The following is a 14,271-nucleotide window of genomic DNA, read 5'->3' as shown; positions in this document are numbered from 1 at the left end:
GCCGTGTCCGGACGATCCTTTGTTTTTGGCAGTACTGACAACTGGCCACCCTCGCCACATCGGCTCCGACCCTCTACCCTGAGGACATTGGCAGATCACTCTCCGCCGCCTCAGGACACTGAGCCCCATGTACAAAGATCTGAAGTTCCCGGTATTGATCGTCCACCGCGACATCAAGGCCGACACGGTTGCCGGTGACCGCATCCGCGGAATCGCCCGAGAGCTGGAGCTGGAAGGTTTCAGTATCGTTTCGGCCACGGACTACACCGAAGGCCGGCTGGTGGCGTCAACCCACCATGGTCTGGCGTGCATGCTGATCGCCGCCGAAGACGCCAGCACCAACTCCCACCTGTTGCAGAACATGGCCGAACTGATCGGTCTGGCCCGGGTGCGGGCGCCGGATCTGCCGATCTTTGCCCTTGGCGAGCAAGTCACCCTGGAAAACGCCCCGGCCGATGCCATGGCCGAGCTCAACCAGTTGCGCGGCATTCTCTACCTGTTCGAAGACACCGTGCCGTTTCTCGCCCGGCAAGTGGCGCGGGCCGCACGCAAATACCTGGACGGCCTGTTGCCGCCATTCTTCAAGGCGCTGGTGCAGCACACCGCCGACTCCAATTATTCCTGGCACACCCCCGGTCATGGCGGTGGTGTGGCGTATCACAAGAGTCCGGTGGGGCAGGCGTTTCACCAGTTCTTCGGGGAAAACACCCTGCGCTCCGATTTATCGGTGTCGGTGCCGGAGCTGGGTTCCTTGCTCGACCACACCGGGCCACTCGCCGAGGCGGAAGCGCGAGCCGCGCGCAATTTCGGCGCCGATCACACCTTTTTCGTGATCAATGGCACCTCGACCGCCAACAAGATCGTCTGGCATTCGATGGTCGGGCGCGATGATCTGGTGCTGGTGGATCGCAACTGTCACAAGTCGGTGTTGCACGCGATCATCATGACCGGCGCGATTCCACTGTACCTGTGCCCGGAGCGCAATGAGCTGGGGATCATTGGTCCGATTCCGCTCAGTGAATTCAGTCGCGAATCGATTCAGGCCAAGATCGATGCCAGCCCGCTGACCAAGGGCCGCGAGCCGAAAGTCAAACTGGCGGTGATCACCAACTCGACCTACGACGGCCTCTGTTACAACGCCGAGCTGATCAAGCAGAGTCTGGGCAACAGCGTCGAAGTCCTGCATTTCGACGAAGCCTGGTACGCCTATGCGGCGTTTCACGAATTCTTTGCCGGCCGTTACGGCATGGCCACCTCGCGCAGCGAGGACAGTCCGCTGGTGTTCACCACCCATTCCACCCACAAGCTGCTGGCGGCGTTCAGTCAGGCTTCGATGATTCATGTGCAGGACGGCGGCGCGCGGCAATTGGATCGCGACCGGTTCAACGAAGCGTTCATGATGCACATTTCGACGTCGCCGCAGTACAGCATCATCGCCTCGCTGGACGTGGCGTCGGCGATGATGGAAGGACCGGCCGGCCGCTCGCTGCTACAGGAAACCTTCGACGAAGCCCTGAGTTTTCGCCGGGCGCTGGCCAATCTGCGTCAGCACATCGCCGCTGACGATTGGTGGTTCTCGATCTGGCAGCCACCGGGCGTCGAAGGCATCGACCGGGTGCAGACCGAGGACTGGCTGCTGCAACCGGATGCGGACTGGCACGGGTTCGGCGAGGTCAGCGACGACTACGTGCTGCTCGACCCGATCAAGGTCACCTTGGTCATGCCGGGCCTGACCGCCGGGGGCGCTTTGAGCGACAAGGGCATTCCTGCGGCAGTGGTCAGCCGTTTCCTTTGGGAGCGCGGGCTGGTGGTGGAGAAAACCGGCCTGTATTCATTTCTGGTGCTGTTCTCCATGGGCATCACCAAAGGCAAGTGGAGCACGCTGTTGACCGAACTGCTGGAGTTCAAGCGCAGCTACGACGCCAACGTCAGCCTCGATACCTGCCTCAAGTGCGTCGCCCAGGAAGATCCTGTGCGCTATCGCGGCATGGGCCTGCGCGATCTGTGCGATCAGCTCCACGCCTGCTATCGCAGCAACGCCACCGCCAAACACCTCAAACGCATGTACACCGTGCTGCCGGAAATCGCCATGAAACCGGCCCATGCTTACGACCAACTGGTGCGCGGCGAGGTCGAGGCGGTGCCGATCGACGAGCTGGAAGGTCGGGTGGCGGCGGTGATGCTGGTGCCATACCCGCCGGGGATTCCGCTGATCATGCCAGGCGAACGCTTTACCGAATCCACGCGCTCGATCATCGAATACCTCAGGTTTGCCCGCACGTTCGACGCAACGTTTCCGGGCTTCGTGGTCGATGTGCACGGTCTGCAACATGAAGATGAGGGCAATGGGCGGCAATACACCGTCGATTGCGTCAAGGAGTGAGGGCTTTTCCGAGTATGCAACCGGTCATGAATCCGAAATACCCGGGGCTGTCGGTGCGGGTCGCCGACGAGGGTTTCGCCGAATATATCTGGGGCAGCGATTTCAGTTTCGAGGTGGCCGCCTACGGCGCGGCAGAAATCGGCAAGCCTGTGGCGCAATGGGCCGTGACCGCCATCGTGCCGTATCGCAAGTGCTACGGCATCGATCCGGAGGAGTTCAGCAGTTTTCGCGACGCCGCCGACAGCGCGATCTTCATGGCGTATCTGGAGGACGAGCCGGTCGGTCATCTGGTGATCAGCACCAACTGGAACGGCTTCGCCCATATCGATGAACTGGCGGTGCACGCCCCGGCGCGGCGCCATGGTGTGGCCAAGGCCTTGCTCGACGTGGCGCAGTTCTGGAGCCGCAAGAAAAAGCTGCCGGGAATCATGCTGGAAACCCAGAACAACAACCTCGGCGCCTGCCGTCTGTATGAGCGTTGTGGCTATGTGATCGGCGGCATCGACCACCTGCGCTATCGCGGCATCGATCCGAACACCGCCGAAGTGGCGTTGTTCTGGTATCGATTGTTCGATAACCCGCTGGAACATCCGATCAGTTCGCCAGCATCGCCTCGGCTTGTTCCGTGACGATCCCGAGCAGCGTCTGAATCGCCGCTGACGGCGTGGCGTGTTTGAAGGTCAGGGCATAGAGGCTGACTGGTACCGCCGGCGACAGCGGGCAAACATCGAGACCGCCCGCCCGTGCACCGAGGGCGGTGAACGGGTCGACGATCGCCAGGCCTTCGCCGGCCTCGACCATGCTGCGCATCATCTGGTGGGTCTGCACCCGGGTCTGGATGGTCGGCGCCGGGCGCAGGGCCTGAAGCTTGTTTTCCAGGGCCGGGCTCAACGGGTCCTGACCTTCGAGGCCGACCATCGCCTGACCGGCCAGATCCTGCAGGGAAATGTACTTCTGCTTCGGTTGCAGCCAGCCGTGGGGCGCGAGCAACTGCAATTTGCCTTGGGCCAGCGGCTGGCAATCAATGTCGGGATGTTGTGGGTCGTGCAGGCTCAGGCCCAGATCGCTGTCGCGCAGCAACAGGTGGCGGACGATGTCGCGGGTCGGTTCGCTGAGCAGGGTGCAGGGCACGTCGGGCAGGCGTCGGCGCAGGGCGGCGAGACTTTGCGGCAGCAATTGCTGGGCCAGCGGCGGGGTGCCGATGATCCGCAAGGGTGGGGCGAGGTATTGCTTGAGGCTGCTGGCCAGCCGTCGCACCGGCTCCAGCGCTTCATAGATGTGGCCGATCTCGACTTGCAGCGCCCGGGCCTCCGGGGTTGGCTGAAGTCGTCCGCGTACGCTGGCGAACAGCATGAACCCGAGTTGACTCTCGGCTTCGCGCAAACGCTCCTCGACCTCGGGCGCCGCTAGTTGCAGCCATTCGGCGGCGGTGCCCACGTGACCGGTCTGCAAAAGCGCCTGAATCACCTCGATATGACGTAAACGCATGCGTGAAGTCCATGTCCGGCCGTTGGGGTCAGTGGCTGAATCCTACCCCAACTCGGCGCGGATGACTTCTGCTCATAACGATCGGTTATGAAGCGACCGATGGCTCGGGTTCGCGGATCAGGGTGATGCCCGACTGAACCAGCAGAAACTCGTTGTCGTCGATCTTGTTGACGCGGTCGCCAATCGCCAGTTTGTAGGTGGTAACGGGCTCCGTGCCGGTGAAACCGTCTGCCGACGGGTTGGATTCCTGGAACTCATGCACGGAATAAACGCGGCCTTCCGCATCTCTTGCATGGAACTGACCGACGAGTACTGCTGCCATCTGCTTAGAACCTCTGGAGATAAAACGCTTGATTTGCGGCTTGGTAGACCTTCATCGAGCTTGGTAAGTTTTCCTACAGGAAAAAAATAATCCAGACGCGGGAAATAACCTTCGGCGTCTGGTGAAATCGTCACCGGATCATCTATAACTAGTGGCTCCTCCCACGGACAGTCGAGAGTCTTCCAATGAGCAATGTCTATAACGTCGCAGTAGTGGTCGGCAGCCTGCGCAAGGCGTCCATCAACCGCAAGGTCGCCCTGGCGCTGGCGGAACTGGCACCGGCCAATCTCAAGCTGAACATTGTCGAAATTGGCGATCTGCCACTCTACAACGAAGACATCGACGGCGATTCACCGCCGGCAGCCTACAGCACTTTCCGGCAAAAAGTGGGTTCATCCGACGCTCTGCTGTTTGTCACCCCGGAGTACAACCGCTCGGTGCCGGCGCCTTTGAAGAACGCGATCGATGTCGGTTCGCGGCCATATGGCAAGAGTGTCTGGAGCGGCAAACCGGGGGCGGTGATCAGCGTTTCGCCGGGTGCCATCGGCGGTTTCGGTGCCAACCAGCATCTGCGTCAGTCTTTTGTTTTCCTCAACGTGCCTTGCATGCAGCAGCCGGAAGCCTATCTGGGCGGCGCGGGCACGGCGTTCGACGAGGCGGGCAAACTGAACGAGTCGGTGAAGCCGTTCCTGCAAAGTTTCATCAATGCGTTTGGTGAGTGGGTGGCGCAACACAAGAAGTGATCCACTGAATTTTCTGACAAGATATCGACCCTGTGGGAGCGAACCTGCTCGCGAAGGCGGTGTATCAGCTGGCATATCAGTTGAATGACACACCGCAATCGCGAGCAGGTTCGCTCCCACAGGTTTTTGTTGTGGCTTGTTTTCTTAACCTGACTGAAGGCTGTCGCGAATGCTCGCTGCGTCACTGATTTTCCTGCTGACCATTACCCTGGTGATCTGGCAACCCAAAGGCCTCGGGGTCGGCTGGAGTGCAACGTTCGGCGCCATCATTGCGCTGATTTTTGGTGTGGTGCACCTGAGCGATATCCCGCTGGTGTGGCAAATCATCTGGAACGCCACCGGCACGTTCGTGGCGCTGATCATCATCAGTCTGCTGCTCGACGAAGCCGGCTTTTTCGCTTGGGCGGCGTTGCACGTGGCGCGTTGGGGGCGGGGCAGCGGGCGCAAGCTGTTTGCCTTCATGGTGCTGCTCGGCGCACTGGTGTCGGCGCTGTTCGCCAATGACGGCGCGGCGCTGATCCTCACACCAATCGTGATTTCCATGCTGCTGGCCCTGCGTTTTTCCCCGGCGGCGACTTTGGCGTTCGTCATGGGCGCGGGCTTCATTGCCGACACCGCGAGCCTGCCGCTGGTGGTGTCGAACCTGGTGAACATCGTCTCGGCCGACTTTTTCCACATCGGTTTCAACCGCTATGCGGCGGTGATGGTGCCGGTCAACTTCGTCAGCGTCGCGGCCACGCTGGGCATGCTGCTGTGGTTCTTCCGCCGTGATATTCCCAAGAGCTACGACCCGGAACAGCTTGAACACCCGGAAACCGCCATCCACGACAAGGCCACGTTCTACGCCGGTTGGGCGGTGTTGCTGATTCTGTTGATTGGCTGTTTCGCGCTGGAACCGCTGGGCATTCCGATCAGTGCGATCTCGGCGGTGTGCGCGGCCTTGTTGCTGGCGATTGCCGCGCGCGGGCACAAGATCTCCACGCGCAAGGTCATGAAAGAGGCGCCGTGGCAGATCGTGATTTTCTCGCTCGGCATGTACCTGGTGGTCTACGGACTGCGCAATGCCGGGCTCACCGATTATCTGGCCGGGTGGCTCGATGTGTTCGCCGTTCACGGCGTATGGGGTGCGGCGATGGGCACCGGGGTGCTGACGGCCTTGTTGTCATCGATCATGAACAACCTGCCGACGGTGCTGGTCGGCTTGCTGTCGATCGATGCCAGTCAGGCCAGCGGTGTGGTGAAGGAGGCGATGATCTACGCCAACGTGATCGGCAGTGACCTGGGGCCGAAAATCACCCCGATCGGCAGTCTCGCGACCTTGCTCTGGCTGCATGTGCTGGAGCGCAAGAACATCCGGATCGGCTGGGGTTATTACTTCAAGGTCGGGATCGTACTGACGGTGCCGGTGTTGCTGGTGACGCTGGCCGCACTGGCGGTGCGGTTGTCGGTTTAATTCTGCCCCGGCACGTTCGGCCACAGGTCCGACACCAGAAACAGCCGCTCGGCTTCTTCCCATTCGCCCCGGGCGTTTTCGGTCAGGCGCACCATCAGTTGCGCCGGGGCCAGTGGTTCGAGTTCATCGAGCCAGGCCTGCAAATGGCCGTTGCTCCAGGTCTGGTCCGCCGGGTAGTGCGCCGGCGCCAGCCAGGCGTGGCGGGGCAGGGGTTGCCAGCGTCCGGCCGGGCGCTGCGCGACAAACGCCGGCCAGTCTTTCTGATGCAGCCAGCTGCCACGCAAATGCTGCGGGTGGGCACCGCTGGGCGGCACGGACTGACCGGGCCACGGATACAGCAAGTATCCGCCCAGCCACAGTTGCGCGCTGAACGACCTGACATCCAGCGCCGCCAGCACTTCGCGGCTTTCCGGGCGCGCGGAGATCGGCAACTGATGTTCGCTCAAATGCGCCAGTTTGCGATCCAGCCGATCATGACAACCCGGCCCCAGCCACGATGCCGGATCATGACCGTCGCCGTTCTGCGGGCCGAGGTAGAGCTTGATCGCCAGTTCCAGGTGATGCACGCCGTCGCGGTCGCGCAGCAGCATGTCCAGCTCGCCGAGGGTGTGACCTTCACGGCGGATCGGCAGGTTGGCGGCGATCAGTTCGATGCCTGGCGCGTGTTTCACCGCAAATTGCCACAACCGCTCGTAATACAGGCCCAGGCGCCGGGTGCGGGCCTGGGACAGCCAGTGCAGCAGGCCGTAACTGTCGCGGTCGAGCTGGCGCAACCAGTGTTCCAGGCGCTCGGGGTCGCCGACCCAGTCGCTGCCCGCCAGCGGATGGCGCTGCGGCCATGGGGTGGCGGCGAGCATCGGCGGGGCGAGGATCACCCACGCCAGATCGCGCACCTCGGGGTGGCGTAACTGGTGGGGCAGCTGAAGCAAATCGGGAAATAGGATCATCTTGCGAGCATAGCCTCAAACACCGGTGCATCCTCGGGGCTGAAAGGATTTTGTCTATCCGGCGCTTTCGCCCATAATCGTGCTTTTCGCCGTCTCAGTCCCCCGCAGGAGTCCCATGGAGCAATTTCGTAATATCGGCATCATCGGTCGCCTGGGCAGCTCCCAGGTGCTGGATACCGTCCGCCGACTGAAACGCTTCCTGCTCGATCGTCACCTGCACGTGATTCTCGAAGACACCATCGCCGAAGTCCTGCCGGGCCATGGCCTGCAAACTTCGTCACGCAAGATGCTCGGCGAAGTCTGCGACATGGTGATCGTGGTCGGCGGTGACGGCAGCCTGCTCGGCGCCGCGCGGGCCCTGGCCAAGCACAATATTCCGGTGCTCGGGATCAACCGTGGCAGCCTCGGCTTTCTCACCGACATCCGCCCCGACGAACTGGAAATCAAGGTCGCCGAAGTGCTCGACGGCCATTATCTGGTGGAAAACCGCTTCCTGCTGCAGGCCGAAGTCCGTCGTCACGCCGAGGCCATCGGCCAGGGCGATGCGCTGAACGACGTGGTGCTGCACCCGGGCAAATCGACGCGGATGATCGAGTTCGAGCTGTACATCGACGGCCAGTTCGTCTGCAGCCAGAAGGCCGACGGCCTGATCGTGTCGACCCCGACCGGTTCTACCGCATACGCGCTGTCCGCCGGCGGCCCGATCATGCATCCCAAGCTTGACGCTATTGTGATTGTGCCGATGTACCCCCATACCTTGTCGGGCAGACCGATCGTGGTCGATGGCAACAGTGAGCTGAAAATCGTCGTGTCCAAAGATATGCAGATCTACCCGCAGGTCTCCTGCGACGGGCAGAACCACTTCACCTGCGCGCCGGGCGACACCATCACCGTCAGCAAGAAAGCGCAGAAGCTGCGGCTGATCCATCCGCTCGACCACAACTACTACGAAGTCTGCCGGACCAAGCTCGGCTGGGGCAGCAAGTTGGGTGGTGGAGGCGACTGATGCTCGATCCCGCGCGCAGTTATGACCTGATTGGTGACGTGCACGGATGCGCCCTGACCCTGGAACACTTGCTGGACCGTCTCGGTTACCACAAGCAGGGCGGGGTCTGGCGGCATCCGTCGCGCATGGCCGTGTTTGTCGGCGACATCATCGACCGCGGCCCGCGGATTCGCGAGGCGCTGCACATCGTCCACGACATGGTCGAGGCCGGTCAGGCGTTGTGCATCATGGGCAACCACGAGTTCAACGCCCTCGGCTGGAGCACCCCGGCGCCTCCGGGCAGCGGCAAGCAGTTCGTGCGTGAACACACCCCGCGCCATGCCCGATTGCTGCACGAAACCCTGACCCAGTTCGAAGACCATCCGGGCGACTGGCACGACTTCCAGCAGTGGTTCTACCAACTGCCGCTGTTCGTCGACGCCGGACGTTTCCGCGTGGTGCATGCCTGCTGGGATGCCGGCCTGATAGAGCCGCTGCGCGCGCTGTTCCCCGATGGCTGCATCGATGAACACTTCCTCCAGGCGTCGGCGGTGCCAGGCAGTTTCGCCTGCACCGTATTCGATCGCCTGCTGCGCGGCACCGACATGCGCCTGCCGGATGGCCTGACCATGACCAGCGGCGATGGCCTGGTGCGTTCGTTCTTCCGCACCAAGTTCTGGGAAGACGATCCGCAGACCTACGGCGACATTGTGTTCCAGCCCGATGCACTGCCGGAACCGGTGGCGCAAAAACCGCTGACCTCCAGCGAAAAGAATTCCCTGCTGCGCTACGGTATCGATGAGCCATTGCTGTTCGTCGGCCACTACTGGCGCAGCGGCAAACCGGCGCCGATCCGGCCGAACCTCGCGTGCCTGGATTACAGCGCGGTGCTCTACGGCAAACTGGTCGCCTATCGTCTGGATCAGGAAACCCGCCTCGATCCGCATAAATTTGTCTGGGTCGACGTCGAGCGGCCGGAGGTGCTGCGATGAGTGCCATAGCCGTCTTGCGTGTGCCGTTGGCGGCGGACCTGAGTGGGTTCGTCAAACTGCTGCAACGCATGCAAGTGCCCCATCGCGTCAGTGAAGAGGCGGGCGAGCAGGTGTTGTGGGTGCCCTCGGAAATCAGCGACGACGTACGTTCGCTGTACGAGCGTTTCCCGGCGGGGGACCCCGATCAGCAGTTGGAAATCCCGGTGGCGCCGACGTTCAAGCGCCCGAGCTTTGCCGAGCAACTGAAACATGCCAAAGCCACCGGATTCATTCTGCTGCTGAGCCTGATCGTCGGCGGGTTGACCTTCCTTGGCGATAACCTCGACACCATGCGTTGGCTGACCTTCCTCGATTTCCGCGTGGTAGGCGACTACATCCACTTCACACCGCTGGCCGACAGCCTGGCGGCAGGGCAGTGGTGGCGCCTGTTTACGCCGATGCTGATCCACTTCGGCATCCTGCACCTGGCCATGAACGGCATGTGGTACTGGGAGCTGGGGCGGCGCATCGAGTCGCGCCAGGGCAGCGTCAACCTGATCGGCCTGACGCTGCTGTTCGGCCTCGTTTCCAACTATGCGCAGTTCGCGTGGGGCGGCCCGAGCCTGTTCGGCGGACTGTCCGGCGTGCTTTACGGATTGCTCGGTCACTGCTGGATCTTCCAGCTGCTGGCGCCGAACCCGGCCTATCGCCTGCCGCGCGGCGTGCTGGCAATGATGCTGGTGTGGTTGCTGGTGTGCATGTCCGGGCTGATCTCGATGATCGGCTTCGGCGAAATTGCCAACGCTGCCCACGTCAGCGGGTTACTCATCGGATGCTTCACCGGTTTGTTGGGCGGTTTGTACAACCGCCGTAAACTGGCCGCCTGAATTTTTTGAATAAAGAGCACGGAGACCCTGATGTCCTCTTTTAACGATTTGATCAAGAACATCACCCCGGACATCTACCAGAGCCTGAAACTGGCGGTAGAGATCGGCAAATGGTCCGACGGCGGCAAACTCACCGCCGAGCAGCGCGAGCTGTCGTTGCAGGCGATGATCGCCTGGGAAATGCAGAACCTGCCCGAGGAAGAGCGCACCGGTTACATGGGCCCGCAGGAATGCGCGTCGAAGTCGATCGAAGTGCCGAACATCCTGTTCAAGTCGGACGCCCTCCATTGATCGAGATCGGCCGCGGTGCAATCAGCAAAATGTCGGCGCGCCTGGACGGGCCGAACGTGCAGTACGCGTTTCGTCTGGATGACGTCGAGGTGCCGGTCAACCCGTTGATCGGCAGCACGGTGCGTCTGGAATACCTGGGGGCGATTCACTGCACCCATTGCGGGCGCAAGACCAAGACCAGTTTCAGTCAGGGTTACTGCTACCCGTGCATGACCAAACTCGCCCAGTGCGACATTTGCATCATGAGCCCGGAGCGCTGTCACTTCGAGGCCGGCACCTGCCGTGAGCCGGAGTGGGGCGAGAAATTCTGCATGACCGACCACGTCGTCTACCTGGCCAATTCGTCGGGGATCAAGGTCGGCATCACCCGCGCCACCCAGTTGCCGACCCGCTGGCTCGACCAGGGCGCCAGTCAGGCGCTGCCGATCATGCGCGTTTCGACGCGGCAGCAGTCGGGTTTCGTCGAAGACCTGTTCCGCAGCCAGGTGGCGGACAAGACCAACTGGCGCGCCTTGCTCAAAGGCGACGCGGCGGCGGTGGATCTGGCGCAGGTGCGCGATCAACTGTTCGAAAGCTGCGCCCCGGGTCTGCAAGGTTTGCAGGAGCGATTCGGTCTCCAGGCCATTCAGACAATTGCCGATGTCGAGCCGTTGGAAATCCGCTACCCGGTCGAGCAGTACCCGGCCAAGATCGTCAGCTTCAACCTGGACAAGAACCCGATTGCCGAAGGCACGCTGCTGGGGATCAAGGGCCAGTACCTGATCTTCGACACCGGCGTGATCAACATTCGCAAGTACACGGCCTATCAGCTCGCCGTGCATCAATAAGGACTTCAGCATGCGCACCGAACAACCGAAGATGATTTACCTGAAGGACTATCAGGCGCCCGAGTACCTGATCGATGAAACACACCTGACCTTCGAGTTGTTCGAGGACCACAGTCTGGTCCACGCGCAACTGGTGATGCGCCGCAACCCGGCCCGTGGCCCGGGCCTGCCGCCGCTGGTGCTCGATGGCCAGCAGCTGGAATTGCTCTCGGTGACCCTGGCAGACCAGGAACTGAGCGCGAGCGATTACCAACTGACTGAAAACCACCTGACCCTGCAACCGGCCAGCGAAACCTTCACGGTCGACACCAGCGTCAGGATCCACCCGGAAACCAACACCGCACTGGAAGGCCTGTACAAGTCCGGCACGATGTTCTGCACCCAGTGCGAGGCCGAAGGCTTCCGCAAGATTACCTATTACCTCGACCGCCCGGACGTGATGAGCAAGTTCACCACCACCGTGGTCGCCGAGCAGCACAGCTATCCGGTGCTGCTGTCCAACGGCAACCCGATCGCCAGCGGCCCCGGCGAAGACGGCCGACACTGGGCGACCTGGGAAGACCCGTTCATGAAACCGGCGTACCTGTTTGCGCTGGTGGCCGGTGACTTGTGGTGCGTTGAAGACAGCTTCACCACCATGACCAACCGCAACGTGGCGCTGCGCATCTACGTCGAGCCGGAAAACATCGACAAGTGCCAGCACGCCATGAACAACCTGAAGAAGTCGATGCGCTGGGACGAAGAGGTCTACGGTCGCGAGTACGATCTGGACATCTTCATGATCGTCGCCGTGAACGACTTCAACATGGGCGCGATGGAGAACAAGGGCCTCAACATCTTCAACTCCAGCGCCGTGCTGGCCCGTGCCGAAACCGCTACCGACGCCGCGCACCAGCGCGTTGAAGCGATCGTCGCTCACGAATACTTCCACAACTGGTCGGGCAACCGCGTGACCTGCCGCGACTGGTTCCAGCTGTCGCTCAAGGAAGGCTTCACGGTGTTCCGCGATGCCGGTTTCTCCTCTGACATGAACTCGGCCACGGTCAAGCGCATTCAGGACGTGGCGTACCTGCGTACCCACCAGTTCGCCGAAGATGCGGGTCCCATGGCCCACGCCGTGCGCCCGGACAGCTTCATCGAGATTTCCAACTTCTACACCCTGACCGTGTACGAAAAGGGCTCGGAAGTGGTCGGCATGATCCACACCCTGCTGGGCGCCGAAGGCTTCCGCAAAGGCAGCGACCTGTACTTTGAACGCCACGACGGCCAGGCCGTGACCTGCGATGACTTCATCAAGGCCATGGAAGATGCCAACGGCGTCGACCTGACCCAGTTCAAGCGCTGGTACAGCCAGGCCGGCACACCTCGTCTGGCGGTGAGCGAGTCTTACGACGCCGCCGCGAAAACCTACAGTCTGACCTTCCGCCAGAGCTGCCCGGAAACCCCGGACAAGGTTGAAAAACTGCCGTTCGTGATCCCGGTGGAGCTGGGCCTGCTCGACAGTCAGGGCAACGAGATTGCCCTGCGTCTGTCCGGTGAAGCCTCGGCCCAAGGCACTAGCCGAGTGATCTCGGTGACCGAAGCCGAACAGACGTTCACCTTCGTCGACATCGCCGAACAGCCGCTGCCGTCGTTGCTGCGTGGCTTCTCGGCGCCGGTGAAACTGAGCTTCCCGTACAACCGCGATCAACTGATGTTCCTGATGCAGCATGACACCGACGGTTTCAACCGCTGGGATGCCGGTCAGCAACTGTCGGTGCAGGTGCTGCAAGAGTTGATCGGCCAGCAGCAGAAGGGCGAAAGCCTGGTGCTCGACCCACGTCTGGTTTCCGCGCTGCGCACCGTGCTGTCGGACGAGTCGCTGGATCAGGCGATGGTCGCGGAAATGCTCTCGCTGCCAAGCGAAGCCTACCTGACCGAAATCAGCGAAGTCGCCGACGTGGACGCGATCCACACCGCCCGCGAATTCGCCCGTCAGCAACTGGCGGACAATCTGTTCGAGGCGCTGTGGCTGCGTTATCAGGCCAACCGCGACCTGTCGAAGCAAACCCCGTACGTGGCCGAGGCCGAGCACTTCGCCCGTCGCGCGTTGCAGAACATCGCGCTGTCTTACCTGATGCTCAGCGGCAAGCCGGAAGTGCTGGCGGCAACGCTGGAACAGTTCGACAGCTGCGACAACATGACCGAGCGCCTGACCGCGCTGGCGGTGCTGGTCAACTCGCCGTTCGACGAGCAGAAAGCGACCGCACTGGCCAGTTTCGCCGAGCACTTCAAGGACAATCCGCTGGTCATGGATCAGTGGTTCAGCGTGCAGGCCGGCAGCACCTTGCCGGGCGGTCTGGAGCGGGTGAAAGCGCTGATGCAGCACCCGGCGTTCAACATCAAGAACCCGAACAAGGTGCGTGCGCTGGTCGGTGCGTTCGCCGGGCAGAACCTGATCAACTTCCACGCGGCGGACGGTTCGGGTTATCGCTTCCTGGCGGATCTGGTGATCGAACTGAACGGCTTCAACCCGCAGATCGCGTCGCGTCAATTGGCGCCGCTGACGCGCTGGCGCAAGTATGACGGTGCTCGTCAGGCGCTGATGAAGGCGGAGCTGGAGCGGATTCTGGCTTCGGGGCAGCTGTCTAGTGATGTTTATGAGGTGGTTAGCAAGAGCTTGGCTTGAGGCTGGTCGTTTGGGGTTGGTCTTGAGATGGTGTTTCAACTTTAGATCCAGCCCTCACCCTAACCCTCTCCCGGAGGGAGAGGGGACTGATTGCGGGATGCTTCAGATTTACGCCGACCTGATCCTGCTTTACCGAATCTATAATCGACTCGATTCTTCAGGTCGATGTATCGCGCAATACACCTCGGTCGGCTCCCTCTCCCTCGGGGAGAGGGCTGGGGTGAGGGGGTTGGGTTTCAGCTCCACCGCATTACTTCCGCAGAACCGGCTATAAAAAACGCCGCTCGATGAGCGGCGTTTTTTGTG

13 protein-coding genes are annotated in these 14,271 nt (G+C 61.7%); 10 read left to right on the top strand and 3 right to left on the bottom strand.

The annotated features are described in order from the left end of the window. Window positions 1-127: 127 nt before the first annotated feature. Both AC07XZ_RS21105 and AC07XZ_RS21100 read left to right on the top strand, forming a co-directional pair. Window positions 128-2,383 (top strand): Orn/Lys/Arg family decarboxylase, encoded by a 2,256-nt coding sequence (locus AC07XZ_RS21105; protein ID WP_085608958.1) that lies wholly within the window; start codon window positions 128-130, stop codon window positions 2,381-2,383. Between the two features lie 14 nt (window positions 2,384-2,397). Further along, window positions 2,398-3,012, top strand: a complete 615-nt coding sequence (locus AC07XZ_RS21100; protein ID WP_102687412.1) for a GNAT family N-acetyltransferase — start codon at window positions 2,398-2,400, stop codon at window positions 3,010-3,012. Here the strand turns inward: AC07XZ_RS21100 and AC07XZ_RS21095 are convergent. Together AC07XZ_RS21095 and AC07XZ_RS21090 are read right to left on the bottom strand one after the other, a co-directional pair. Then, window positions 2,978-3,871 carry a LysR family transcriptional regulator gene (locus tag AC07XZ_RS21095; RefSeq protein ID WP_102687413.1) on the bottom strand — a complete coding sequence of 298 codons (894 nt, stop codon included), beginning with the start codon at window positions 3,869-3,871 and terminating at the stop codon, window positions 2,978-2,980. The two genes, AC07XZ_RS21100 and AC07XZ_RS21095, sit on opposite strands and share 35 nt — an antisense overlap. 85 nt (window positions 3,872-3,956) lie before the next feature. Continuing rightward, window positions 3,957-4,193 (bottom strand): hypothetical protein, encoded by a 237-nt coding sequence (locus AC07XZ_RS21090; RefSeq protein WP_007956926.1) that lies wholly within the window; start codon window positions 4,191-4,193, stop codon window positions 3,957-3,959. A gap of 185 nt (window positions 4,194-4,378) precedes the next feature. Here AC07XZ_RS21090 and AC07XZ_RS21085 point away from each other — a divergent pair, with 185 nt between their 5' ends. Next, window positions 4,379-4,936, top strand: a complete 558-nt coding sequence (locus tag AC07XZ_RS21085) for an NADPH-dependent FMN reductase (RefSeq protein ID WP_007956924.1) — start codon at window positions 4,379-4,381, stop codon at window positions 4,934-4,936. A gap of 169 nt (window positions 4,937-5,105) precedes the next feature. After that, window positions 5,106-6,389: an arsenic transporter gene (locus AC07XZ_RS21080; RefSeq protein ID WP_102687414.1), complete on the top strand. Its 1,284-nt coding sequence runs from the start codon at window positions 5,106-5,108 to the stop codon at window positions 6,387-6,389. Here AC07XZ_RS21080 and AC07XZ_RS21075 read toward each other — a convergent pair. Further along, window positions 6,386-7,336: a DUF1853 family protein gene (locus AC07XZ_RS21075; protein ID WP_102687415.1), complete on the bottom strand. Its 951-nt coding sequence runs from the start codon at window positions 7,334-7,336 to the stop codon at window positions 6,386-6,388. The genes AC07XZ_RS21080 and AC07XZ_RS21075 overlap by 4 nt on opposite strands. A gap of 115 nt (window positions 7,337-7,451) precedes the next feature. Here AC07XZ_RS21075 and AC07XZ_RS21070 point away from each other — a divergent pair, with 115 nt between their 5' ends. Genes AC07XZ_RS21070 through pepN form a run of 6 tightly spaced genes read left to right on the top strand, consistent with a single transcriptional unit; the run spans window position 7,452 to window position 13,965 of the window. Then, window positions 7,452-8,342 (top strand): NAD(+) kinase, encoded by an 891-nt coding sequence (locus tag AC07XZ_RS21070; protein WP_007956919.1) that lies wholly within the window; start codon window positions 7,452-7,454, stop codon window positions 8,340-8,342. Then, window positions 8,339-9,313, top strand: a complete 975-nt coding sequence (locus AC07XZ_RS21065) for a metallophosphoesterase (RefSeq protein WP_173892803.1) — start codon at window positions 8,339-8,341, stop codon at window positions 9,311-9,313. Before AC07XZ_RS21070 ends, AC07XZ_RS21065 begins: the two co-directional genes overlap by 4 nt. Further along, window positions 9,310-10,179, top strand: a complete 870-nt coding sequence (locus tag AC07XZ_RS21060; protein WP_102687416.1) for a rhomboid family intramembrane serine protease — start codon at window positions 9,310-9,312, stop codon at window positions 10,177-10,179. The genes AC07XZ_RS21065 and AC07XZ_RS21060 overlap by 4 nt, the downstream gene beginning before the upstream one ends. 30 nt (window positions 10,180-10,209) lie before the next feature. Further along, window positions 10,210-10,470 (top strand): YeaC family protein, encoded by a 261-nt coding sequence (locus tag AC07XZ_RS21055; RefSeq protein WP_011333626.1) that lies wholly within the window; start codon window positions 10,210-10,212, stop codon window positions 10,468-10,470. Beyond that, complete coding sequence (locus tag AC07XZ_RS21050; protein ID WP_102687417.1) at window positions 10,467-11,297, top strand: DUF2797 domain-containing protein; 831 nt, start codon at window positions 10,467-10,469, stop codon at window positions 11,295-11,297. Before AC07XZ_RS21055 ends, AC07XZ_RS21050 begins: the two co-directional genes overlap by 4 nt. Window positions 11,298-11,307: 10 nt before the next feature. Beyond that, entirely contained in the window at window positions 11,308-13,965 is a 2,658-nt protein-coding gene (gene pepN, locus AC07XZ_RS21045) for an aminopeptidase N (protein ID WP_102687418.1), read from the top strand. Window positions 13,966-14,271: the final 306 nt, after the last annotated feature.

The organism is Pseudomonas sp. GW458-11-26-14-LB4, assembly GCF_059423925.1.
The sequence above is the reverse complement of the archived record's forward strand: the minus strand, read 5'-3'. Positions and strand labels throughout refer to the sequence as shown.

Coding starts and splice junctions, on each gene's coding strand:
- AC07XZ_RS21105 (WP_085608958.1), top strand. CDS start 128: ATGTACAAAGATCTGAAGTTCCCGGTATTGATCGTCCACCGCGACATC.
- AC07XZ_RS21100 (WP_102687412.1), top strand. CDS start 2,398: ATGCAACCGGTCATGAATCCGAAATACCCGGGGCTGTCGGTGCGGGTC.
- AC07XZ_RS21095 (WP_102687413.1), bottom strand. CDS start 3,871: ATGCGTTTACGTCATATCGAGGTGATTCAGGCGCTTTTGCAGACCGGT.
- AC07XZ_RS21090 (WP_007956926.1), bottom strand. CDS start 4,193: ATGGCAGCAGTACTCGTCGGTCAGTTCCATGCAAGAGATGCGGAAGGC.
- AC07XZ_RS21085 (WP_007956924.1), top strand. CDS start 4,379: ATGAGCAATGTCTATAACGTCGCAGTAGTGGTCGGCAGCCTGCGCAAG.
- AC07XZ_RS21080 (WP_102687414.1), top strand. CDS start 5,106: ATGCTCGCTGCGTCACTGATTTTCCTGCTGACCATTACCCTGGTGATC.
- AC07XZ_RS21075 (WP_102687415.1), bottom strand. CDS start 7,336: ATGATCCTATTTCCCGATTTGCTTCAGCTGCCCCACCAGTTACGCCAC.
- AC07XZ_RS21070 (WP_007956919.1), top strand. CDS start 7,452: ATGGAGCAATTTCGTAATATCGGCATCATCGGTCGCCTGGGCAGCTCC.
- AC07XZ_RS21060 (WP_102687416.1), top strand. CDS start 9,310: ATGAGTGCCATAGCCGTCTTGCGTGTGCCGTTGGCGGCGGACCTGAGT.
- AC07XZ_RS21055 (WP_011333626.1), top strand. CDS start 10,210: ATGTCCTCTTTTAACGATTTGATCAAGAACATCACCCCGGACATCTAC.
- pepN (WP_102687418.1), top strand. CDS start 11,308: ATGCGCACCGAACAACCGAAGATGATTTACCTGAAGGACTATCAGGCG.